The sequence below is a fragment of the Neorhizobium sp. LMR1-1-1.1 genome (assembly GCF_040675795.1).
GTDB classification, from domain to species: domain Bacteria; phylum Pseudomonadota; class Alphaproteobacteria; order Rhizobiales; family Rhizobiaceae; genus Neorhizobium; species Neorhizobium cellulosilyticum.
Genome location: NZ_JBEGHE010000001.1, coordinates 471457 through 495555, shown reverse-complemented (window position 1 = coordinate 495555; position 24099 = coordinate 471457). Strand labels below are relative to the sequence as shown.

Sequence of the window (24099 nt, the reverse complement as noted above, 5' to 3'; positions counted from 1 at the left end):
AGGTTCATCCATGTCTCGGGTCGTCGCGCTTTTCCAGAAGTTCGATCTGGATCTGCTGCAACTCCGCTAGCCGTTCCCATTGCTTGGCCATCTGGTGGTCGATCTTCTCGTGCAATTGCCGGATTTCAAGTTCGGCGCGCAGATTGATCATGTAGTCGTTTTCGGCACGAAGCCTGTCTTTCTCCTCCTGCCGCTTCTGGCTCATCATGATGACCGGCGCTTGCAGAGCTGCAAGGCAGGAGAGAACGAGATTGAGAAGAATGAACGGATAGGGGTCGAAAGGCTTGGCAAAAACGCCGACGACATTCATCGCCATCCAGATCACCAGAACGGCGATAAAGGACAGGATGAAAGTCCACGAACCGCCGAAGGACGCCACCTTGTCGGCAACACGCTCCCCGAAGCTGGACTTCCTGTCCGCTGCCGCGGCAGAGTCCGTTTGCACCGTCAGCGTGCCCTTCTCGAAACTGTCCAGAACATGTCGGTCGAGATCGGAAAGCTCGCCACGCTCCTCTTCCAGAAGCTGCTCGACATAGCGGCGCCGAAAGCGCGCAAGATCCTCGTCGCAGATCAGACTGGTGGGAGCGCAGTCTTTAACCTCCTCGGCAATCATCTCGTAGAGATGCGGCCTGAGACTGCCGGGCTTGTGCAGCTTGGACAGCGGAAAGGTCCGGCCGCAGACGATACATTGTCCAGTCCTGGCCGGTCCGTTTTTGGCGAGCGAGGAGTGATTATTCATGCAGTTTCACCGTCGTTTGGGGCGCTGTCTAGCACATTTCCATTCCCCCCGTTCGGATGAAGCGGCGCAACATGGTAGATCTTCGGCTTGAACCGATTGGCGAAGTCTTCCGAGCGACCGACATAGATGAGGGTCGTGCCTTCAAGGCCTTCGAGAACACCGATCAGTTGCACGCGCACCTCCGGCTCCAACCCTTCCAGGACGTCGTCCATGACGAGCCAGTCCGGTTTGCGCAGAACGGCATTCGCCACCTGCAACGCCGCCTCCTCCTCCTTGTCGAGGACCCGATCCCAGCGCTCTACCTTGTCCAGTTGTCCAACATAACGGTCGAGACCCACTTGCAGCAGAGCAGCCTTCAACGCCTCGTCGGTGACATCGGGAATACCTGATGGGTAGGTAATGACCTCACGCAGCTTCGCAGTCGGCAGATAGCCTTCCTGGGGCATCAGGATCATCCTTTCTGCCTGAGGCAGCCGGATTTCGCCTTTACCCCAGGGCCATATCCCGGCCAGCGCCTGGAAGAATAGATGGCGATCCGTACCCGGATCTCCATTGACCATCACCCGCTCTCCGGGTTCGACCGTGAACCCATTTTCTTTCAGTTTGATGCCGTGCCCGTCGGCTGCCTTGTCCGGCTCGCCATAAACCTCGACACCCGTCACAGAAACCCCATCGCCTTCTACGCCATGCTGGTAGTTGATGACTTGGCCCTCCTTTGCAGGTGTATCGGCCATCAGCAACGCATTGCGGAAGAAGGAAACGCGGGCGAGTGTGGCTCGCCAGTCGGCGATGACGCTGAAATTCTGCACATACCAGCGCAACGCCGTATTCACCTGGTTAAATGCCCCAACCGCCATCATCAAACCGCCGAATGTCAGTTCGCCGGAAAAATACATCGGCGAGGCAATGATGATCGGCGCCACAAGCGCCAGCCAGCCGAAACCGGACGAGACCCATGTGAGATTGGTCAGCGCCCAGGCAAGCTTGCGCAGCATGCCGAGCACGCCGCCGATCGCATCCTGCACCCGGGCAAGCTCGCTCGGCTCGCCGCGGGCAAGCGTGATCGGCTTCAGGTTCTCATTGGCACGGACCAGCGCGGAACGAAGATCCGCCTCGCGGGCATAACGATCGGCATTGAGCCTTGCCAGCATGCTGCCGACGACATTGCTGAGTACTGAACCGGTCAGCGCATAAAGGATGGTTGCCCAGAGCATGTAACCGGGAATGACGACGTGATGACCAGCGATATTGAAGCCGAAATCCGTCGAGATTGCCCAGAGCACGCCGATGAAGCTACCGAGCAGGATGGTTGAATTGACCAGACCGATAGCCAACGCAGTAGTGTTCTCCGCCAGGATGCGGGTATCCTCGTGCAATCGCTGGTCAGGATTGTTGGCGATCGATCCCGCACCCGCAAGCTTCAGCGCCCGCCCAGGCGTCAGCCAGACATTGGCAAGATCACGCGCCAACCCCTCGCGCATTTTCAGCGCAGTGGTTTGGTTGAGCCATGTCTGGATGACATTGAGCAATGTGAGTGAAATCGCAATAATGGCGAATACGCCGAGCTGCTGAAGGAACCCGGCCATATCACGCCGTTCCAACGAGTCGTAGAAAGGCCCGTTCCACTCGTTCAGACGATAGGTCGCATAGGTTGTGGCAATAATGATGATCAGCAACGCGGCCGCCAGCAGAAGAAGATGACGACGCACCGGTGATGCCCAGAATGCCCCGATCATCATGCGAAGTTGGCCGGAAAGCGGAAGTTCGTAAGGTTCGGATGCTGCTGCGGCCGCTTTAGACATCTGCGACTGTCTCCTCTCGCAATGTCATGACTCTATGCTTCCTGCAGACTTACCACGCGGTAAAGGGTTGTACAGGCGAAGAGGCTTCACCTTCGGTTTCCGATTGTCATCACCTTATATCGGGAATTGTCGTAACGATTCGGAAGAACGCCCTGCAATAAATCGAGCTCGCCGTATTCCGTCCGAGAGATAACCGCGCAATCGTCCTTGCTTTCTTCTTCTGCATTGCACAAACTTAGTTGCAATAGTGATGCACCGGCCCGCTGAACGAGGCCGAAAAACAGCATCCGCGGGAACGCCCCGAAAGGGGAAAACGGGAGCGCCCGGATAAGGGCATTCGAAGGGACAGCATGTCGATCAAGGCAAGCATCTATCATCTCACCCATTACAAATACGACAAGCCCGTCCGCCTCGGACCCCAGATCATCCGCCTGAAACCCGCCGCCCATTCGCGCACGAAAGTGCTGTCGCATTCGCTGAAGGTCACGCCGGAAAACCATTTTGTAAACCTGCAGCAGGATCCCTACGGTAACTATCTCGCGCGGTTCGTCTTCCCGGACCCGGTAACGGAATTCAAGATCGAGGTCGATCTTGTCGCCGACATGACGGTCTACAACCCCTTCGATTTTTTCGTCGAGGAAGAGGCCACCAGATGGCCGTTCAAATATCCTGAAGACCTGATCGAGGACCTCTCGATCTACATGATCCCCGAGCCGCCCGGCCCTGCCCTGGTCGAATATCTGAAGCATTTCGACATGTCGCCGGACCAGCCAACGGTCGACATGATCGTCGGCATCAATGCGCGCCTGCAGCAGGCCATCAGTTACGTCATCCGCATGGAACCCGGCGTCCAGACGCCGGAGGAAACGCTGACGGCAGCACTCGGCTCCTGCCGCGACACGAGCTGGCTGCTCGTCCAGATCCTGCGCAATCTCGGCTTCGCCACACGTTTCGTCTCCGGCTATCTCATTCAGCTCACCCCGGACCTGAAAGCCCTCGACGGCCCGTCCGGCACCGAGGTGGATTTCACCGATCTTCACGCCTGGTGCGAAGTCTATCTGCCCGGCGCGGGCTGGGTCGGCCTCGATCCGACCTCCGGCCTTCTGACCGGCGAAAGCCATATTCCGCTGGCCGCAACGCCGCATTACCGTAACGCCGCGCCGATTTCCGGCGGCTACTTCGGTGAAGCGAACACCTCGTTCGACTTCGCCATGAACGTCACCCGCGTCGCCGAGCACCCGCGCATCACCAAGCCGTTTTCCGATGAAAGCTGGGAAGCACTGAACGATCTCGGAGAACAGGTGGACCGCGTCCTGTCATCACAGGACGTCCGCCTCACCATGGGCGGCGAGCCGACCTTCGTTTCCATCGACGATTTCGAGTCGGAGGAATGGAACACGGATGCCGTTGGCCCGACCAAGCGCGAAAAGGCCGATATCCTGATCCGCCGCCTGCGTGAAAAATTCGCCCCGGGCGGCTTTCTCCATTATGGCCAGGGCAAGTGGTATCCCGGCGAAAGCCTTCCCCGCTGGACCTTCTCGCTCTACTGGCGCAAGGACGGCAAGCCGATCTGGAATGACCCGAACCTCGTGGCACAGGAAGGCGGCGACCATGGCGCCAGCGAGGATGATTCAGAAAAATTTCTGACGGCATTGGCCGGCGAACTCGGCATCGCAGCCGAAATGGTGGTGCCGGCCTATGAAGACCCGGCGGAGTGGATCATCAAGGAAGGCTCGCTTCCGGATAATGTCGACCCGTCCAATTCGAAGCTCAAGGATCCGGAAGAGCGCAATCGCATTGCCCGTGTCTTCGAACGCGGCCTGACAAGACCCACCGGCCACGTTCTGCCCGTTCAGGCATGGAATGCACAGGCTAGTGGCGCGCCTGTCAGCCGCCGCTGGATCAGCGAAAAATGGCGCACCCGCCGAGGCCGCATCTTCCTTGTTCCCGGCGACAGCCCGGTCGGCTATCGCCTGCCGCTCGGCACCCTGCCCTATATTCCGCCATCCCAGTTTCCCTATATTCATGAGGCCGACCCGTCGATCCCACGCGGCGCACTGCCGGATACGTTCGTACCCGCCGGGCATCCATCGCAAGGTCGGGCCATGCCGGAATCCTCCTTCAAGGCGGGCGACCCGACCAATCTTGGCCGTATCGAGCAGACACTGGGTGAGATTGGCGGCGCGGTCCGCACGGCAATTTCCGTCGAGCCGCGCGATGGACGGCTTTGTGTCTTCATGCCGCCTGTCGAGAAGATCGAGGACTATCTCGAACTGATTGCAGCCGCCGAAAATGCCGCCGCCAGGCTGACCCTGCCGGTCCATATCGAGGGGTACGCACCGCCGCATGACGAGCGCATCAACGTCATCCGCGTCGCCCCCGATCCCGGCGTCATCGAGGTGAACATCCATCCGGCCTCAAGCTGGAAGGAAACCGTAGACATCACCACCGCGATCTATGAGGAGGCTCGCCAGAGCCGCCTCGGCGCAGACAAGTTCATGATCGACGGCCGCCACACCGGCACCGGCGGGGGCAACCATGTCGTGGTCGGCGGCGCCAATCCGAATGACAGCCCGTTCCTGCGCCGCCCCGACCTTTTGAAGAGCCTGGTCCTGCACTGGCAGCGCCACCCGTCGCTGTCCTATCTCTTCTCCGGCCTCTTCATCGGCCCGACTTCGCAGGCACCGCGGATCGACGAAGCCCGACACGATAGTCTTTACGAGCTGGAGATTGCGCTGGCGCAGGTTCCCGCTCCCGGTCAAGGCGTACCGCCGCTGCCATGGCTGGTCGACCGTCTGTTCCGCAACCTGCTGACCGACGTCACCGGCAACACCCATCGTTCGGAAATCTGCATCGACAAGCTGTTTTCACCCGATGGCCCGACCGGCCGTCTCGGCCTTGTCGAGTTCCGCGGTTTCGAGATGCCACCGAACGCCCGCATGTCGCTTGCCCAGCAGCTTCTCGTCCGAGCGCTGATCGCTCGTTTCTGGAAGAACCCTTTGCAGGGCAAGTTCACCCGCTGGGGCACGGCGCTCGCGGACCGCTTCATGCTCGGCCACTACATCTGGGCCGATTTCATGGATGTGCTGCAGGACCTGCGCGAAAACGGTTTTGACCTCAGGCCCGAATGGTTCGAGGCGCAGCTTGAATTCCGCTTCCCCTTCTTCGGCGAGGTGGAATACGAAGGTGCCAAGCTGGAACTTAGGCAGGCGCTTGAACCCTGGCATGTCATGGGCGAACAGGGCGCTATCGGCGGCACAGTCCGTTACGTCGACTCATCGGTCGAGCGCCTGCAGGTCAGGCTCGAAACCTCCAATCCATCTCGCTACACCGTCAGCTGCAACGGCCGCGCGGTACCTTTGAGAGAAACCGGCCAGTCCGGCGTCTCGGTCGCCGGCGTGCGTTTCAAGGCATGGCAGCCGAGGTCCGGCCTGCACCCCGTATTGCCGGTTAATACACCGCTCACATTCGACATTTATGATACATGGTCTGGCCGCGCGATTGGCGGCTGCAGATATCATGTTGCGCATCCGGGCGGCCGCAATTATGAGACCTTCCCGGTGAACGGCAACGAGGCGGAAGCGCGGCGTCTGGCGCGGTTCGAGCCCTGGGGTCACACGGCAGGATTTTATCCCCTTTTGCCGGAGACGCCTTCGCCCGAATTCCCCCTGACGCTCGATCTCCGCCGGCCGCAAGGAGCATGACGCGATTTGACGACTGGCACGGCGAGCGAACGACGCATGGATGAGGAGATCGAACACGATCCGATCCTCGGTTATGCCGCGCTCCCCGGCGTGGCCGACGAGATGCTCGATGCCAAGGGCGAGATCAAACCCGTCTGGCAGAATCTCATCGCCCATCTGAGCCGCCTTTCGGAAGGCGATCTTTACGAGCGTTTTGCCCGCGCCGACCGTTATCTGCGCGATGCCGGCGTCTTCTACCGCACCTATGGCGGCACCGGACCCGCCGGCACCGGCGAGCGCAACTGGCCACTCTCGCATATCCCGGTCCTGATTCAGGAAGACGAGTGGCAGAACATCTCTCGCGGCCTGCAGCAGCGTGCCGACCTGCTCGAGGCGATGATTGCCGATATCTATGGTGAAAACCGGCTGGTGCAGGAAGGTTTTCTGCCACCGCAACTGATTGCCGCCAATCCCGAATTCCTGCGTCCGCTGGTCGGCGTAAAGCCGGTCGGCGGCCACTACCTGCATTTCTGCTCCTTCGAGATTGGCCGTGGCCCGGATGGCAACTGGTGGGTTTTGGCAGACCGCACCCAGGCACCTTCAGGCGCAGGTTTCGCGCTGGAAAACCGCGTCGCCACCACCCGCGCATTCTCCGACATCTATGGTGAAACTCACGTCCATCGCCTCGCCTCCTTCTTCGGCGCCTTCCGCGATGCGCTTCAATCGCGCAAGCAATATCCGGATGACCGGATCGCCGTGCTCTCGCCCGGCCCCGCCAACGAAACCTATTTCGAACACGCCTATATCGCTCGTTATCTCGGCTTCATGTTGCTCGAAGGCGAGGATCTGACCGTCGTCAACAACCGCGTCATGGTTCGCACCGTCGCCGGCCTCAAACCGGTCGGCGTGCTCTGGCGCCGCCTCGATGCCTCCTATGCCGATCCGCTAGAGCTCGACCAGAATTCGCATATCGGTACGCCGGGCATGGTGCAGGCACTGCGCTCCGGCTCGCTGACACTGGTCAACGCCCTCGGCTCCGGCATTCTGGAAACCCGTGCGCTTCTCGCCTTTGCGCCGACCATCTGCCGTCGCCTGCTCGGCGAAGACCCGATCCTGCCGTCGATCGCCACATGGTGGTGCGGCCAGCAATCCGAGCGTGAGCATGTGGCGAAGAATATCGAGCGCATGGTGATCGGCCCTGCCTATTCCCGCTTGCCCTTCTTCGACGACAACAGTCAGTCCGTACTCGGCTCGTCGCTGCGCGAAACCGCGAAGGACGCGGTTGGCGACTGGCTGGCCAGCGAAGGCGGGAAACTCGTCGGCCAGGAAGTCGTGACCCTGTCGACGACGCCGACCTGGGTCGACGGCAAGCTGACGCCGCGGCCGATGTCGCTGCGCGTCTTCGCAGCTCGCACCGAAAACGGCTGGGAAATCATGCCCGGCGGCTTTGCCCGTATCGGCACCGGCGATGATGTCGCCGCGATCGCCATGCAGTCGGGCGGTGCAGCCGCCGACGTCTGGATCGTCTCCGACAAGCCGGTATCGAAATCGACGCTGCTGCCACCGGAAGAGAGTTTTACCCGCAACATGCCGGGCTCGCTGCCGAGCCGCGCCGCCGACAACCTCTATTGGCTCGGCCGCTATATCGAACGGGCCGAAGGCGCATTGCGCATATTGCGCTCCTGGCATCTGCGTTACGCGGAATCGGCGGATCCGAACGCGCCTCTGCTCGCCGATGTAACCCGCTATCTGAAGTCGGTCGATATGGACATGGTCAAGGCCGTGCCCGAACCGCTGCTTGCCAACATCAACAGCGCCATCTATTCCGCCAGCAATATCCGCGACCGTTTCTCGCCGGATGGCTGGCTGGCGCTGACCGATCTGGCCAAGACCGCCAAGCGCTTCCATGAAGCGGCTCAACCGGGTGATGACGCAGCTCACGCCGCAACCATTCTTCTGCGCAAGCTCGCCGGTTTTGCCGGTCTCGTGCATGAAAACATGTATCGCTTCACCGGATGGCGCTTCCTGTCCATCGGCCGCCACCTGGAGCGCGGCCTGCACATGACGCGCATGTTGGCCCACCTTTCCGGCCCGGATGCGCCCGACGGTTCGCTTGACATGCTGCTGGAGATTGGCGACAGCGTCATGACCCACCGCCGCCGCTACAACGTCAACACGGCGCGTCTCACGGTCAACGATCTGCTCGCGCTCGATCCGCTCAACCCGCGCTCGATCCTGTTCCAGCTGAACGAGATCCGCACTGAAGTGGAAAAACTGCCCAACGCCTTCGAAAACGGCCAGATGTCGCCCTTCTATCGCGAGGCCATGCGCCTTCATTCCGGGCTGGCGGTGATGACACCGGAGACGATGAACGAGGATGTCTATCGCAGGCTGGAAAAGGATCTGGAGAACCTCTCCGATCTTCTCGGCCGGACCTATTGCAGTTGAGTTGAAGGGGAGGAACGACGAATGCTCTACGACCTCTCTCTCCACATGGGTTATGCCTATGATGTGCCGGCCTCCGGTGCTCGCCATGTCATCCGGCTTCTGCCGCTGTCGCTGCCAGATCGCCAGCGCCTGATCGCAGGCTCGGTCACCGTCTCGCCGGCAACCGACGAAAGGGTCACCTTCATCGATTTCTTCGGCCAGCAGGCGACATCGGTTCTAGTCCGTGCCCCACATGACCGACTGGACATCCGCATGCAGGCCCGTGTCATGGTCGAGGCGCCGACCATGCAGGCGGATCTTTCCCCTACGCTCGACGTATTGCGCACGGAACTGGCCGAAGTCTGGTCCGTCGACCCGTCCTCGCCGCATCATTTCACGGGCTCCAGCCCCAGACTGCCGGAGGAACCGGCGATTGCGGCTTACGCGCGCGAAGCGGTGAAGCCGGGCCAGACAGTGCGCGAGATCGCCGCCGCACTCTGCACCCGCATCCATAAGGATTTCAAATACGATGCCGAGGCAACGACGGTCGACACCACGCCGAAGCAAGCCTTCAAGCTGAAACGCGGCGTCTGCCAGGATTTCTCCCATGTGATGATCGTTGCGTTGCGCAGCCTCGGCATACCGGCCGGGTACGTCTCCGGCTTCCTGCGTACCATCCCGCCGCCAGGCAAGGAACGGCTTGAAGGGGCCGACGCCATGCATGCCTGGGTACGCGTCTGGTGCGGCGATGCACTGGGCTATGTCGAACTCGACCCGACCAACAATATTCCAGCCGGCAGCGATCACATCGTCGTCGGTTACGGACGTGATTATTCCGATGTCGCACCGGTCATCGGAGTGCTTAAAGGTTACGGAAATCAGAAGGCCGATCAGGCCGTTGACGTAATTCCGGTCAAATAGACCCGTTTTGGTGCTGATTCTGGCTGATCACTAAAATGCGAGAGTTTTCCTTACGCAATTCTATGCGACTTCCTCAGTAATTAAGGGCCGCTAGTGTTTGTATGGCGCAAACATAGATCGGGGCGACCAAACCATGTCCATGCTTAAGCGACTGTCAGCTGATCGGAGCGGCAACTTCGGCATCATAACCGCAATCGTGCTGCCGGTACTGGTGGGCGCAGCAGGGCTAGCGGTAGACGTTTCAAACATGCTGCTTTCAAAGCGTGATCTGCAGGAAGCAAGCGATGCGGCATCACTCGCAGTAGCCACCTATCTTGCTCAGAATGAATCGGCCACGGAAGAAGGAGCCAAAAAACTGGCTTTGGATTTCATCAAAGGTCAGATGGCCAACTCTGTAACATCCGAAGTCGCAAACGACATCGCAAAGTCGGTGACAACGACGATCACGACGACAGCAACGTCCGATGGGAAACGCTACGATATCAATATCGCAGCAGGTTATACGCTTAAATTGACGCCTTTCATGTCGGTCTTCGGCCGGTATTCGACGCCGATCGGTGCCACCAGTTCGACGACAAGCGGTATCAGCGAGACAAAAAGCGCATTGTCCATGACGCTTGTGCTGGACGAATCCGGCTCGATGCTGGCAAACACGAATGAAAAGGTGCAGCCAGCGAAGAACTGCAGCGAGTACAACACGAACGGCAAACTCGTTTCAAACAATGCTACCTGCTACGTGAAAAAGATCGAAGCCCTCAAAACCGCTTCGAACTTGCTCTTGGATCAGCTCGACAAGGCGGACCCCAAGTCAAAATACGTCCGCACGAATGCAATTGCCTGGAGTGGCTCCATTCAGGACTCGAGTGTCTTCGCTTGGGGAACGACCAAGACCAGAAACGACGTCATCAATACGATGTCTGCCGGCGGCAACACCGAGTCATATGCTCCCATGAAAAAGGCGTATGAGGACCTCACAACAACCGGCAGTGGATCTGAAACCAAAATTCAGACCACAGCTGGGAACTCGAAGCTGACAAAATACATAGTCTTCATGACCGACGGCTCAAACAACAACTCTTCTTCCGACACCTACACCCTGCAGATTTGCACAGCAGCCAAGGCTGCTGGAATCAAGATCTATTCGATCGCGTTCATGGCGCCGACGGGAGGCCAAAACCTTCTCAATAAATGCTCAAGCGGTGCGGGCTACTATTATGCTGCAGAAAGCATGTCCGACCTGCTGAACGCCTTCAAGGCGATTGGTGAAGAAGCGAGCGCCAGCAAGACACTGCTCACGCAATGATTAGTCGCGCTCCGCGAGCCGATTGAAAATTTGGACACAATCAGAATTCAGTCAAAGCCCCGCCCCTTGCGGGGCTTTTTGCGTTCTACCGCAAGGGGCTCCAGTCACCCTCCGGCAACCATCTTCAATTCCGCCGTTGCATGCCGTTCACAACGATGCATAACTGTGCCGGTAACATTCTGCCATATCGACTGAATCGGACATTCCTCCACCCGCTCAACCGAGAACAATTGGCGACTATATGAACAACACAACTCCCCCCATCGAAATTCCCTATCCCGCCCCGCGCTCGTCCCGCCCTGAAATCATGGCGGAAGAAATCATTGAGCGCCTGACCTACCGCATCGGCAAGGACGCCAAGGTGGCCAGGCCGCATGACTGGCTGACGGCAACCATATTGGTTGTCCGGGACAGAATTATCGACAGATGGATGGAGAGTACGCGCCAGGCCTACCGGACAGGCCAGAAGCGCGTCTACTACCTATCGCTGGAATTCCTGATCGGCCGCCTGATGCGCGATGCCGTCAGCAATCTCGGCCTGATGCAGGAAATTCGCGACGCGCTGTCCTCTCTCGGTGTCGACGTGTCGGTGATTGCCGGTCTGGAACCGGACGCCGCACTCGGCAATGGTGGCCTTGGCCGCCTTGCTGCCTGTTTCATGGAGAGTATGGCAACGGTCGATATCCCGGCCTATGGCTACGGCATCCGTTATATCCATGGCCTGTTTCGTCAGCAGATGGCCGACGGCTGGCAGGTCGAGTTGCCCGAAACCTGGCTTGCCCACGGCAACCCCTGGGAGTTTGAACGCCGCGAGAGCTCCTACGAAATCGGCTTCGGTGGATCGGTGGAAACCATCGGCGGCTACGAGGATTTGCCTCGTTACGTGTGGAAGCCGGCCGAACGGGTCATCGCCATGGCCTATGATACGCCAATCGTCGGCTGGCGCGGTAATCGCGTCAATACCTTGCGCCTCTGGTCGGCCCAGCCAATCGACCCGATCCTGCTCGATGCCTTTAATGCCGGCGACCATATCGGCGCGCTGCGCGAGAGCAACAAGGCGGAATCGCTCACCCGCGTCCTCTATCCCGCCGACGCAAACCCGGCCGGGCAGGAACTGCGCCTACGCCAGGAATTCTTCTTCTCGTCGGCATCGCTGCAGGACATTCTGCGCCGCCACCTGCAGCAATATCCGGATTTCACTAACCTGCACGAGAAGGTTTCGATCCAGCTGAACGACACGCATCCGGCCGTCTCGATCGGTGAGCTGATGCGACTTCTCGTCGACATCCACGGCATGGATTTCGATGTCTCCTGGGAAATCGTCAGGCAGACCTTCTCCTACACCAACCACACCCTTCTGCCCGAAGCTCTGGAAACCTGGCCGGTGCCGCTCTTCGAGCGCCTTCTGCCGCGCCACATGCAGATCGTCTACGCGATCAACGCCAAGATCCTGCTCGAAGCCCGCAAGGAAAAGCGGTTCTCCGACACGCAGGTCCGCGCCATTTCGCTGATCGACGAAGGCGGCGAACGGCGGGTGCGCATGGGCAACCTCGCCTTTGTCGGCTCCCATTCGATCAACGGCGTCTCGGCGCTGCATACCGACCTGATGAAGGTCACCGTCTTTGCCGACCTGCACACACTTTACCCGACCCGCATCAACAACAAGACCAACGGCATCACCCCTCGCCGCTGGCTGATGCAGTGCAATCCCGGCCTCACCTCGCTGATCCGCGATGCGATCGGCGACAAGTTCCTCGACGATACCGAAGCGCTGGTCGAACTCGACAAGTTCGCCGACGATGCCAGCTTCCAGGAGAAGTTTGCTGCGGTCAAACGGGCCAACAAGGCGACGCTCACCAACCTCGTCGGCAGCCGCATGGGCATCAGGCTCGATCCGTCGGCACTGTTCGACATCCAGATCAAGCGCATCCACGAATACAAGCGCCAGCTTCTGAACATCATCGAAGCCGTCGCGCTTTATGACCAGATCCGCTCCCATCCGGAACTGGACTGGGTGCCGCGGGTCAAACTCTTCGCCGGCAAAGCGGCGCCGAGCTATCACAACGCCAAGCTTATCATCAAGCTGGCCAACGACGTTGCCCGTGTGATCAATAACGACCCTTCGGTGCGCGGCCTGCTCAAGGTCGTCTTCGTGCCGAATTACAATGTCTCGCTGGCGGAAACGATCGTGCCCGCCGCCGACCTTTCAGAGCAGATTTCGACCGCCGGGATGGAAGCGTCCGGCACCGGCAACATGAAATTTGCCCTGAACGGCGCGCTGACGATCGGCACACTCGACGGCGCGAATGTCGAAATGCGCGAACATGTCGGCGACGACAATATCGTCATCTTCGGCCTGACCGCCGACGAAGTGGCGAAGGTGCGCTCGGAAGGGCACAATCCTCGTGCCGTGATCGAGCAATCGCCCGAACTGGTGCAGGCCTTGAACGCCATCGCTTCCGGCGTCTTCTCCCCGGACGACCGTTCGCGCTTCCAGGAACTCATCGACGGCATCTATAACCATGACTGGTTCATGGTCGCCGCCGACTTCGATGCCTATGCTGCGGCACAGCGCACGGTTGACCAAATCTGGTCAGACCCTAAATCCTGGTATTCAAAGACAATTCGCAATACCGCCCGGATGGGATGGTTCTCCTCGGACCGCACAATCCGCCAGTACGCGTCGGAAATCTGGAGAGCCTGATGACAAAATCGCCGAGTGCGCTCGATGACGGGAGAGCTCCTGGAGAAATCCCGTTGTCCGAGATCGAGGCGATATTGGCAGGTAGGCATGCAAATCCTTTCGCCGTGCTTGGGCTTCACAAGCTCGGCGAAAAATATCGTGCCCGTTGCTTTATTCCCGGTGCCGAAGAGGTGACCGTGCTTTCGCTCAGCGGCGCGGAACTCGGCGAACTGACCTGCCGTCATGAGGCGGGTTATTTCGAAGGTCTCGTCGACGCGGGCCAACTCCAGCCTATCCGTTACCGCGCCCAGCGCGGTGACGTGGAATGGGCCGTGACCGATCCCTACTCCTTCGGGCCGGTTCTCGGTCCGATGGATGACTATCTGTTACGCGAAGGCTCACATTTGAGGCTCTTCGACAAGATGGGCGCCCATCCGCTCAAGCATGAGGGTGTCGAGGGCTTTCATTTCGCTGTCTGGGCACCAAATGCCCGGCGTGTCTCTGTCGTTGGCGAATTCAACAACTGGGATGGCCGCCGGCATGTGATGCGCCTGCGCCAGGATACCGGCATCTGGGAAATCTTCGCACCCGATGTTCGCGCCGGTGCCGCCTACAAATTCGAGATCATCGGCAAGGATGGCAAGCTGCAGCCCTTGAAGGCAGACCCGTTTGCACGGCGAGCCGAGATGCGACCGAAGACTGCCTCGGTAACATCACCGGAACTGGCCCAGGTATGGGAAGATCAGGCTCACCGGGAATTCTGGGAAAAGGCCGATCATCGCCGACAGCCGATCACCATCTACGAAGTGCATGCGGGATCATGGCAGCGCCGCGACGACGGATCGTTCCTCTCCTGGGATGAACTCGCCTCGCGCCTCATCCCTTACTGTGTCGACATGGGCTTCACCCATATCGAGTTTCTGCCGATCACCGAACATCCGTATGACCCGTCCTGGGGCTATCAGACAACGGGACTTTATGCACCCTCCGCCCGTTTCGGCGAGCCGGAAGGCTTTGCCCGTTTCGTCAACGGCTGCCACAAGGTCGGCATCGGCGTTATCCTCGACTGGGTGCCTGCGCATTTTCCGACCGACGCCCACGGTCTGCGCGATTTCGACGGCACGGCACTTTATGAACATGCCGATCCGCGTCAGGGCTATCACCCCGACTGGAACACTGCGATCTACAATTTTGGTCGCGTCGAGGTTCTGTCCTACCTGATCAACAACGCACTCTACTGGGCGGAAAAATACCATCTCGACGGCCTGCGCGTCGATGCCGTCGCCTCGATGCTCTATCTCGATTATTCGCGCCGCGAAGGCGAATGGATTCCGAATGAATATGGTGGGCGAGAGAACCTCGAATCCGTCCGTTTCCTGCAGAAGATGAATTCACTCTCCTACGGCACGCATCCGGGTGTGATGACAATCGCCGAGGAAAGCACCTCCTGGCCGAAGGTCTCGGCGCCGGTGCATGAAGGCGGGCTTGGTTTCGGCTTCAAGTGGAACATGGGCTTCATGCACGACACGCTGAGCTATCTCGCGCGCGAGCCGATCCACCGCAAGCACCATCACAACGCCATCACCTTCGGCCTCGTTTACGCCTTCGCCGAAAACTTCGTGCTGCCGCTCAGCCATGATGAGGTGGTCCACGGCAAAGGCTCGCTGATTGCCAAGATGGCCGGTGACGACTGGCAGAAATTCGCCAACCTCAGAGCCTATTACGGCTTCATGTGGGGTTATCCGGGCAAGAAGCTGCTCTTCATGGGACAGGAATTCGCCCAATGGGCGGAGTGGAGCGAAAGCAAGTCTCTCGACTGGAACCTTCTCGCCTATCACCCGCACCAAGGCATGCGCCGCCTCGTGCGTGATCTCAATTTCTGTTACCGCTCCAAACCCGCGCTGCACGCCCGCGATTGCGAGGGTGAAGGTTTCCGCTGGCTGGTCGTCGACGATGCGGACAACTCCGTCTTCGCATGGCTGCGCATGGCGCCGGGTGAAAAGCCGGTCGCGGTCATCACCAATTTCACGCCCGTCTATCGCGCAAACTACAGGCTTCCCCTGCCGCATGCCGGTAAATGGCGGGAAGTCTTGAATACCGACGCCGAGATCTACGGCGGCAGCGGCAAGGGCAATGGTGGCAAGGTTCAGGCTGTGGATGCGGGAGGAAGCATCTGGGCGGACGTGACTTTGCCACCGTTGGCGACAATCATGCTGGAACTCGAAAACAACGCATAGGGGAGGAGAACAATGAACGACAAGCAACGTGTCCAGCCTCTGTCTCGCGACGCCATGGCCTATGTTCTGGCCGGCGGACGTGGCAGCCGCCTCAAGGAACTGACAGATCGGCGCGCCAAGCCCGCCGTCTATTTCGGCGGCAAGGCCCGCATCATCGATTTCGCTCTCTCCAACGCGCTGAATTCAGGCATCCGCCGCATCGGTGTCGCCACCCAGTACAAGGCCCACTCGCTGATCCGCCACATGCAGCGCGGCTGGAACTTCTTCCGCCCCGAGCGCAACGAGAGCTTCGACATCCTGCCTGCCTCCCAGCGCGTCTCGGAAACGCAATGGTATGAAGGCACGGCCGACGCCGTATACCAGAACATCGATATCATCGAGGGTTATGCGACCGAATACATGGTCATCCTCGCCGGCGACCATGTCTACAAGATGGACTACGAACTGATGCTGCAGCAGCACGTCAATTCCGGTGCCGACGTCACGGTCGGCTGCCTGGAAGTGCCGCGCATGGAAGCAACCGGCTTCGGTGTCATGCATGTCAACGAGAAGGACGAGATCATCGATTTCGTCGAGAAGCCGGCCGATCCGCCAGGCATTCCCGGCAAGCCGGATTTTGCGCTCGCCTCGATGGGCATCTACGTCTTCCACACCAAGTTCCTGATCGACGCCCTGAAGCGTGATGCGGAGGTTGCCGGCTCCAGCCGTGACTTCGGCAAGGACATCATTCCCTATATCGTCGAACACGGTAAGGCCGTCGCCCATCGTTTCGCCGACAGCTGCGTCCGCTCCGACTACGAGCGCGAACCCTATTGGCGTGATGCCGGCACGATCGATGCCTATTGGCAGGCCAATATCGACCTGACCGAAATCGTTCCCGGCCTTGACCTTTACGACAAATCCTGGCCGATCTGGACCTATGCGGAACTCACCGCACCGGCGAAATTCGTCCATGACGACGAAAATCGCCGCGGTTCGGCAACGTCCTCGGTCATTTCCGGCGACTGCATCATCTCCGGCTCATCGCTCAACAAGAGCCTGCTCTTCACCGGCGTTCGCGCCAATTCCTATTCGAAGCTAGAAGGCGCGGTCGTGCTGCCGAATGTCAGGATCGGTCGCCGCGCCCAGCTTCGTGATGTTGTCATCGACCATGGTGTAACCATCCCCGAGGGACTGGTTGTCGGCGAGGATCCGGAACTCGATGCGAAGCGCTTCCGTCGCACCGAAAGCGGTATCTGCCTGATAACCCAGAAGATGATCGACAAGTTGGATTTGTGATGCAGGTACTCTCGGTCGCTTCTGAAGTCTTTCCTCTGGTGAAGACGGGTGGGCTGGCCGATGTGGCTGGCGCGCTTCCGATCGCGCTCGGCAAGCGGGGTATTTCCGTCAAGACGCTGATACCCGGCTACCCCGCCGTGATGCGGATTGTCGATAATGCCGTCCTGCGCCGCACCTTTCCCGATCTGCTCGGCGCAGAAGCCCGCATCCTCGAAATCGAACACAAGGGTCTCGACCTCCTGATACTGGACTGCCCCGAGCTGTTCGACCGGCAGGGCGGACCCTATCTTGATGTGACCGGCAGGGATTATACGGACAACTGGCGCCGTTTTGCAGCCTTATCCAAGGCGGGCGCCACCATCGCCCAGCACGGGCTGACGGGTGATCTCGGCGACTGGCGACCGGACCTCGTACATGTTCATGACTGGCAGGCGGCTCTTTTGCCGGCGTACATGCGTTATGCGGAAGAGCCGGAAGTGCCGAGCGTCATCACCGTCCACAACATCGCTTTCCAGGGCGTGTTCGATGCCGAAATTTTCCCTGCACTCGAATTACCGCCGCACGCCTTTTCGATCGACGGCGTGGAATACTACGGCAAGGTCGGCTTCCTGAAGGCCGGTCTGCAGACTGCCTGGGAAATCTCCACCGTAAGCCCGTCTTATGCCGAGGAGATCCTCACGCCTGAATACGGCATGGGTCTGGAAGGCCTGCTGCATCACCGATCAGAAGACCTGACAGGCATCGTCAACGGCATAGATACCGATGTCTGGAACCCTGAGACAGATACCCTTCTTGCCAGCACCTATTCCGCATCGACCCTCAAGGAACGGGCGGAAAACAAGCGGCGGGTGGCGGAACGCTTTGCGCTCGACATCGACGATACTCCGCTGTTCTGCGTCGTCTCACGGCTGACCGAACAGAAGGGCATGGACCTTCTTGCCGAAACGTTGGACGATCTCGTCTCCCATGGCGCGACGCTCGCCGTTCTCGGTTCCGGCGACAAGGTGCTGGAGGATGCATTTCACGCGGCGGCGCTGCGTCATCCCGGCCGGATCGGCGTGATTGCCGCCTATGACGAACCGCTCTCGCATCTAATGCAGGCGGGCTGCGACGCGATCATCATCCCATCCCGCTTCGAACCCTGCGGCCTCACCCAGCTTTACGGCCTGCGTTACGGCTGCGTGCCGATCGTCGCGCGCGTCGGCGGCCTCAACGACACAGTGATCGATGCAAGCCATGCAGGGCTTGCGGCAGAGGCAGCAACCGGCATTTCCTTCAGCCCGTTGACCACCGATAACCTTGCCCGCGCACTCCGTCGCGCCATCCGCCTTTATAAGGACGAGAAGCTATGGACTGTGATCCAGAAGCAGGGCATGAAATCCGATGTTTCGTGGAACCGCAGCGCAGCCCTTTACGCCGCGCTCTTTTCCGAGATCCTTGAAAGAAAAGGCATTTGAGTATGATCAAGACCGTCGCAACGACCCCCTACCAGGACCAGAAGCCTGGCACGTCCGGCCTGCGCAAGAAGGTTCCGGTCTTCGCCCAGCCGAACTATGCGGAAAATTTCATCCAATCCATCTTCGACAGCCTGGAAGGCTTTGAAGGCAAGACGCTGGTGATCGGCGGCGATGGACGTTATTACAACCGCGAAGTCATCCAGAAAGCGATCAAGATGGCCGCCGCTGCTGGTTTCGGCAAGGTCATGGTCGGCCAGGGCGGCATCCTTTCGACACCCGCCGCATCCAACGTCATTCGCAAATATCACGCCTTCGGCGGTATCGTTCTTTCCGCCAGCCACAATCCCGGCGGCCCGACCGAAGATTTCGGCATCAAATACAATATCGGTAATGGCGGTCCGGCCCCGGAAAAGATCACCGACGCCATCTATGCCCGTTCCAAAGTGATCGACACTTACAAGATCGCCGACACGGCGGATCTCGACCTCGACAAGACCGGCACCTTCAAAGTGGCCGGCATGGCGGTCGAGGTCATCGATCCGGTCACTGATTATGCCGAACTGATGGAACAGCTCTTCGACTTCGGCGCCATCCGCGCGCTAATTGCCAGCGGCGTACGTGTGGTCATCGACAGCATGGGCGCCGTCACCGGCCCCTACGCCACGGAGATCCTCGAAAACCGCCTCGGCGCACCGGAAGGCTCGGTCCGCAACGCAACCCCTCTGCCGGATTTCGGCGGTCATCACCCGGACCCGAACCTCGTCCATGCCAAGGAATTGTATGACGATGTGATGAGCAAAGACGGCCCGCATTTCGGCGCCGCCTCCGATGGCGATGGCGACCGCAACATGATCGTCGGCAAGGGCATGTTCGTCACACCGTCGGACAGCCTTGCAATCATCGCCGCGAACGCAACGCTCGCGCCGGGCTATGCGAAAGGTATCGCCGGCATCGCCCGCTCCATGCCAACCAGTGCTGCCGCCGACCGCGTGGCCGAAAAGCTCGGCATCGGTATGTACGAGACCCCGACAGGCTGGAAATTCTTCGGCAACCTGCTCGATGCCGGCAAGGCGACGGTCTGCGGCGAGGAGAGCTTCGGCACCGGCTCCGACCATGTGCGTGAAAAGGACGGCCTCTGGGCGGTGCTCTTCTGGCTCAACATCATGGCCGGCCGCAACGAAAGCGTCGCCGAGATCGTCAAGAGCCACTGGGCCGAATACGGCCGTAATTACTACTCCCGCCACGACTACGAGGAAGTGGATTCGGATGCGGCGAACGGCATGATGACCGCGCTGCGCGAAAAGCTGGCCTCATTGCCGGGCCAGAGTTTAGGCTCGCTGAAGGTCGCCGCCGCCGATGACTTTGCCTATCACGATCCGATCGACGGTTCCGTTTCGAAGAACCAGGGCATCCGCGTATTGTTCGAAGGCGGCAGCCGCGTCGTCTTCCGCCTGTCGGGCACAGGCACCTCAGGCGCGACGATCCGCGTCTATGTCGAACGTTACGAGCCGGACCCGGCAAAGCACGGCATCGACCCCCAGGAAGCGCTCGCCGACCTGATCGCCGTCGCGGACGAAATCTCCGACCTGAAAAAGCGCTCCGGCCGCGATGCGCCGACGGTGATTACGTAAGAGCCTGACCATAAAAGCCCGGAGATCGCAGATGAATTTACCCCCCTCTGCCCTGCCGGGCATCTCCCCCACGAGGGGGGATATTACTCGTGGCAACGCCTCGACCATCTCCAACGCATCGATTGCAGCACTCTTTGTTAAAGCAACACAGGGATCACGCCTCCAGCTGATCTCCCCCCTTGTGGGGGAGATGCCCGGCAGGGCAGAGGGGGGTATCACATGCCCTCGACACTAAATCCAAAACTCGGCGCCACCCTCACCCCGACCGGCGTGGACTTCAGCGTCTGGTCCTCGTCTGCCGAAAAGATCGTGCTATGCCTGTTCGACACTGAGAGCGGCAGCGAAACCGTTCGTCACGACATGCTCCGCGGCACCGACGATGTCCACCGCGTCTCGATCGAAGGCCTTGGACAAGGCCAGCGTTACGGCTACCGCGCCTACGGCCCCTATGATCCGGATAAAGGACTATGGTTCGATCCGGCAAAACTGCTCGTCGATCCTTATGCCAAAGAACTCGATCGCCCTTTCCAGGCAGATCACGACCTTGCGACCTATGAGATCGACACCACGAACCTTGTGCCTCAAGCTATCGTCACGCAAAACCTCGAAGCCGAAATCTCGGCTCCGCTCCTGCCCCCCGGCGGCTTCGTTTACGAGATCGCGGTAAAACCCTTCACCATCCTGCATCCCGATATTCCGGAAGAGATCCGCGGCACGGTCGCAGCCCTCGCCCATCCCAGTATTATCGCACACTTGAAACAGATCGGTGTCGATGCGATCGAACTCATGCCGATCACCGCATGGATCGACGAGCGCCATCTTCCGCCTCTCGGCCTCACCAATGGCTGGGGCTATAATCCGGTCGCCTTCATGGCGCTCGATCCACGCCTCTGCCCCGGTGGCATGGTGGAGCTGCGTGAAACCGTCACGAAGCTGCATGCAGCCGGCATTGGCGTGATCCTCGATCTCGTATTCAACCACACAGGCGAAAGCGACCGATACGGCGCAACGCTTTCTATGCGCGGTCTCGACAATTTGGCCTATTACCGCCATCTGCCGAATGATCCGGGCGAGCTGGTCAACGACGCCGGCACCGGCAACACGGTCGCCGCGGATCATCCGGTCGTCCGACAGTTGATCGTCGACACATTGCGTCATTTCGTTCGGCATGCCGGCGTCGATGGCTTTCGCTTCGACCTCGCGCCGGTTATGGGTCGCACGGCAGAGGGTTTCGATCCGAATGGCGAAACGCTGACGGCACTGTTGTCCGATGATCTGCTGAAGGATCGTATAGTGATCGCCGAACCCTGGGATATAGGCCCCGGCGGCTACCAGCTCGGCAATTTCCCCGCGCCCTTCATCGAATGGAACGACTGCGCCCGCGACGACATGCGCCGCTACTGGCGCGGCGACCAGTGGATGACCGGAGCGCTCGCCACCCGCCTTGCCGGATCATCGAACATTTTTGAAAAATCTGGCCGCACACGCAGTGTCAATTTCCTCGCCGCCCATGACGGGTTCACCCTGTTCGACCTTGTCTCCCACGAGCACAAGCATAACGATGCCAATGGCGAGGACAGCCGCGACGGCCATAACGAAAACTACTCCTGGAACAACGGAGCGGAAGGCCTGACCGCTGATCCTGCAGTACAGGAACGCCGTCGTCGTGATGTCCGCGCACTTCTGTCCACGCTGTTTGCCAGTCGCGGCACCATCATGCTCACCATGGGGGACGAAACCGGTCGTTCGCAGCGCGGCAACAATAATGCCTATTGCCAGGATAACGAGATTACATGGATGGACTGGCAGGAGCCGGATACAGAACTGGTGCGGCATACGACATGGCTTGCCGGTATCCGCAGGCGATTCTCGGTGTTTTCCGAAACGGATTTCTTCGCCGGAAACGGCGACATTGAATGGTTAGCCCCCTCTGGCCTTCCCATGCAGGTATCCGATTGGGAAAATGCCGAGAACCGGCTGATAGGCATGATCGTTGCGACAGACGATCGCTCATCGGACAGCTCGACTCGTCTTGCAATCCTCTTCAACCGGGGCCATGAAGATGTTGAGTTTATTCTGCCCGGCAGCGGCTGGCAGGATCTGCTTTCGGATAAGCCTTGGACGAACCTCCTTCCTTCCCGCTCCGTCAGCTTCTGCCTGAAAGGGTAATGTTGCGGCCCACGGGCAATAGCTTAAAACGACGACAAAGCGGTGTGTTGCATGCGTGAGATTTCGCTGGCCGACGTGCCAGGACTTGTGGGCCAGGAACTCGGCGTTTCGGACTGGATCACCGTCGATCAGACGATGATCAACCAGTTCGCCGATGCGACGCTCGATCACCAGTTTATTCATGTGGACCCAGAGCGGGCGGCGGCCGAAAGTCCTTTTGGCGGCACGATCGCACACGGCTTTCTCACGCTGTCCCTTCTTTCCGCGATGAACTTCGGCACCGTGCCAAAGATCCGCGAGCAGACCATGGGCATAAATTACGGCTTCGATCGTGTCCGCTTCATGTCGCCGGTCAAATGCGGCGCACGTGTGCGTGGCCACTTTACCCTGTCCGACTGCCGTTTCCGGGGCGGCGGCATGCTGATGACCACCTATGAAGTTTCGATCGAGATCGAAAACGAGAAGAAACCAGCACTGACCGCCACCTGGATCACCATCGTGCAGTTTGACCCTAAGGATCGGCCGGAAGGCGTCTAGAGCCTTTCCGCCTTTCTCCGAAACGCGAAACGGCTCTATCTCTTTGTTTTGACGCAATTCCGGACGCAAAACCGGTTCCCACTTTTGCTGGAATTGCTCTAGTCAAAGGTAATGACGTGGCGGATGACCTTGCCTTCATGCAGTAGGTCAAAAGCCTCATTGATCTCCTCCAGCGGCCCGGTTGATGACAGCAACCTGTCCACCGGCAGCTTTCCACGTCGGTAAAGGGCAATAAAGCGGGGTATATCCCGGGAGGGCACGCATCCACCAAGATAGCTACCAAGCACTCGCCGTTCTTCGGCCACCAGACTGACCGCCGGAATGGCGAACTGACTGACAGGATTGGCAAGACCGGCCGTGGCTGTCGTCCCTCCCCGGCGCGTAATGCGATATGCGAGATCGAAGGCCCGGGTCGAGCCGGCCATCTCAAGCGCATGATCGACGCCGCCGCCGGTTGCCTCGCGAATCTTTTCGATTACATCCACATCGCCCGCCAGAAAAACATCCGTAGCACCGAGTTTAAGGGCGACCTCCAGTTTTTCCGCATCAAGATCAACGGCAATCACCCGCTCCGCGCCACTCGCAAGCGCGCCGAGCACGGCAGCGAGTCCGACGCCGCCGAGACCGACCACGGCAACGCTCTGACCTGCCTGTATCTTGCAGGTATTGACGACCGCCCCCACTCCCGTCAGCACCGCACAACCGAACAATGCGGCTTCCGCCAGGGGCAAATCACGATCGATCTTTATTGCCGAGTGACGGGAGATAACCGCATGCGTGGCAAAACCGGATACGCCGAGGTGGTGATTGACAGGAACCTCATCGCAAATCAGCCGCCGCTCTCCCGATAGCAGCACACCCCTGCCATTCGCCTCAGCCCCCGGCACACAAAGTGCCGGACGGCCCTCGGCGCAGGCAAGGCAATGGCCGCAACTCGGTACGAAACTCATCACCACATGATCGCCCGGCACCAGATCATGTACGCCCGGACCGACGGCTTCGACGACACCGGATGCCTCATGGCCAAGCGCCATCGGCATAGGCCGCGGGCGGTCGCCATTGATGACTGAAAGGTCGGAATGGCAAAGCCCCGCCGCACCGATGCGCACCAGCACCTCTTCACGCCTAGGCGGATCGAGATCAAGTTCTTCTATGGAAAGCGGCCTGCTTATTGCAAAAGGCGGTATGACAGGCGATTGCCGCAGGACGGCTGCACGTATCTTCACGAACTC

The 24099-nt window shown here is 59.7% G+C and carries 14 protein-coding genes; 11 read left to right on the top strand and 3 right to left on the bottom strand.

The window, feature by feature from the left end:
* Positions 1–4: 4 nt before the first annotated feature.
* Together MRBLMR1_RS02140 and MRBLMR1_RS02135 are read right to left on the bottom strand one after the other, a co-directional pair.
* Positions 5–739, bottom strand: a complete 735-nt coding sequence (locus MRBLMR1_RS02140) for a DUF1003 domain-containing protein (protein WP_148143422.1) — start codon at positions 737–739, stop codon at positions 5–7.
* A complete protein-coding gene (locus MRBLMR1_RS02135) occupies positions 736–2541 on the bottom strand; it encodes an ABC transporter ATP-binding protein/permease (RefSeq protein WP_183685253.1) in 1806 nt (601 codons plus the stop codon). The genes MRBLMR1_RS02140 and MRBLMR1_RS02135 overlap by 4 nt, the downstream gene beginning before the upstream one ends.
* 350 nt (positions 2542–2891) lie before the next feature.
* On the opposite strand from MRBLMR1_RS02135, the gene MRBLMR1_RS02130 reads away from it, so the two are divergent.
* The 11 genes from MRBLMR1_RS02130 (at position 2892) to MRBLMR1_RS02080 (ending at position 22867) form a co-directional block, all read left to right on the top strand.
* Positions 2892–6245 carry a transglutaminase family protein gene (locus tag MRBLMR1_RS02130; RefSeq protein ID WP_148143418.1) on the top strand — a complete coding sequence of 1118 codons (3354 nt, stop codon included), beginning with the start codon at positions 2892–2894 and terminating at the stop codon, positions 6243–6245.
* A 36-nt stretch (positions 6246–6281) separates the two neighbouring features.
* On the top strand, positions 6282–8672 hold the full coding sequence (locus MRBLMR1_RS02125; RefSeq protein WP_148143661.1) for a circularly permuted type 2 ATP-grasp protein: 2391 nt from the start codon (positions 6282–6284) through the stop codon (positions 8670–8672).
* Positions 8673–8693: 21 nt separating this feature from the next.
* On the top strand, positions 8694–9572 hold the full coding sequence (locus MRBLMR1_RS02120; RefSeq protein WP_148143416.1) for a transglutaminase-like domain-containing protein: 879 nt from the start codon (positions 8694–8696) through the stop codon (positions 9570–9572).
* A gap of 133 nt (positions 9573–9705) precedes the next feature.
* Positions 9706–10875 carry a pilus assembly protein gene (locus MRBLMR1_RS02115; RefSeq protein WP_148143414.1) on the top strand — a complete coding sequence of 390 codons (1170 nt, stop codon included), beginning with the start codon at positions 9706–9708 and terminating at the stop codon, positions 10873–10875.
* Between the two features lie 241 nt (positions 10876–11116).
* On the top strand, positions 11117–13579 hold the full coding sequence (locus tag MRBLMR1_RS02110; RefSeq protein ID WP_148143413.1) for a glycogen/starch/alpha-glucan phosphorylase: 2463 nt from the start codon (positions 11117–11119) through the stop codon (positions 13577–13579).
* Positions 13579–15795: a 1,4-alpha-glucan branching protein GlgB gene (gene glgB, locus MRBLMR1_RS02105; RefSeq protein WP_148143411.1), complete on the top strand. Its 2217-nt coding sequence runs from the start codon at positions 13579–13581 to the stop codon at positions 15793–15795. The genes MRBLMR1_RS02110 and glgB overlap by 1 nt, the downstream gene beginning before the upstream one ends.
* Before the next feature lie 12 nt (positions 15796–15807).
* Positions 15808–17073, top strand: a complete 1266-nt coding sequence (glgC, locus tag MRBLMR1_RS02100) for a glucose-1-phosphate adenylyltransferase (RefSeq protein WP_148143409.1) — start codon at positions 15808–15810, stop codon at positions 17071–17073.
* The gene (gene glgA / locus MRBLMR1_RS02095; protein WP_500063553.1) at positions 17073–18530 is read left to right on the top strand and encodes a glycogen synthase GlgA; all 1458 of its coding nucleotides are present in this window, start codon (positions 17073–17075) and stop codon (positions 18528–18530) included. Before glgC ends, glgA begins: the two co-directional genes overlap by 1 nt.
* 2 nt (positions 18531–18532) lie before the next feature.
* Positions 18533–20161, top strand: a complete 1629-nt coding sequence (locus tag MRBLMR1_RS02090) for an alpha-D-glucose phosphate-specific phosphoglucomutase (protein ID WP_148143405.1) — start codon at positions 18533–18535, stop codon at positions 20159–20161.
* Between the two features lie 219 nt (positions 20162–20380).
* On the top strand, positions 20381–22330 hold the full coding sequence (gene glgX, locus MRBLMR1_RS02085; RefSeq protein WP_183685254.1) for a glycogen debranching protein GlgX: 1950 nt from the start codon (positions 20381–20383) through the stop codon (positions 22328–22330).
* 51 nt (positions 22331–22381) lie between these two features.
* Positions 22382–22867: a MaoC family dehydratase gene (locus MRBLMR1_RS02080; RefSeq protein ID WP_148143403.1), complete on the top strand. Its 486-nt coding sequence runs from the start codon at positions 22382–22384 to the stop codon at positions 22865–22867.
* A gap of 98 nt (positions 22868–22965) precedes the next feature.
* Here the strand turns inward: MRBLMR1_RS02080 and MRBLMR1_RS02075 are convergent, their stop codons facing one another.
* Entirely contained in the window at positions 22966–24093 is a 1128-nt protein-coding gene (locus MRBLMR1_RS02075; RefSeq protein WP_148143401.1) for a zinc-dependent alcohol dehydrogenase family protein, read from the bottom strand.
* Positions 24094–24099 lie beyond the last annotated feature (6 nt).

What these genes read in the sequence shown, in the direction of transcription:
- MRBLMR1_RS02125 (WP_148143661.1), top strand. Translation starts at nt 6,282, where the DNA reads ATGGATGAGGAGATCGAACACGATCCGATCCTCGGTTATGCCGCGCTC.
- MRBLMR1_RS02130 (WP_148143418.1), top strand. Translation starts at nt 2,892, where the DNA reads ATGTCGATCAAGGCAAGCATCTATCATCTCACCCATTACAAATACGAC.
- MRBLMR1_RS02080 (WP_148143403.1), top strand. Translation starts at nt 22,382, where the DNA reads ATGCGTGAGATTTCGCTGGCCGACGTGCCAGGACTTGTGGGCCAGGAA.
- glgC (WP_148143409.1), top strand. Translation starts at nt 15,808, where the DNA reads ATGAACGACAAGCAACGTGTCCAGCCTCTGTCTCGCGACGCCATGGCC.
- MRBLMR1_RS02110 (WP_148143413.1), top strand. Translation starts at nt 11,117, where the DNA reads ATGAACAACACAACTCCCCCCATCGAAATTCCCTATCCCGCCCCGCGC.
- MRBLMR1_RS02115 (WP_148143414.1), top strand. Translation starts at nt 9,706, where the DNA reads ATGTCCATGCTTAAGCGACTGTCAGCTGATCGGAGCGGCAACTTCGGC.
- MRBLMR1_RS02120 (WP_148143416.1), top strand. Translation starts at nt 8,694, where the DNA reads ATGCTCTACGACCTCTCTCTCCACATGGGTTATGCCTATGATGTGCCG.
- glgA (WP_500063553.1), top strand. Translation starts at nt 17,073, where the DNA reads ATGCAGGTACTCTCGGTCGCTTCTGAAGTCTTTCCTCTGGTGAAGACG.
- MRBLMR1_RS02140 (WP_148143422.1), bottom strand. Translation starts at nt 739, where the DNA reads ATGAATAATCACTCCTCGCTCGCCAAAAACGGACCGGCCAGGACTGGA.
- MRBLMR1_RS02135 (WP_183685253.1), bottom strand. Translation starts at nt 2,541, where the DNA reads ATGTCTAAAGCGGCCGCAGCAGCATCCGAACCTTACGAACTTCCGCTT.
- glgB (WP_148143411.1), top strand. Translation starts at nt 13,579, where the DNA reads ATGACAAAATCGCCGAGTGCGCTCGATGACGGGAGAGCTCCTGGAGAA.
- MRBLMR1_RS02090 (WP_148143405.1), top strand. Translation starts at nt 18,533, where the DNA reads ATGATCAAGACCGTCGCAACGACCCCCTACCAGGACCAGAAGCCTGGC.
- glgX (WP_183685254.1), top strand. Translation starts at nt 20,381, where the DNA reads ATGCCCTCGACACTAAATCCAAAACTCGGCGCCACCCTCACCCCGACC.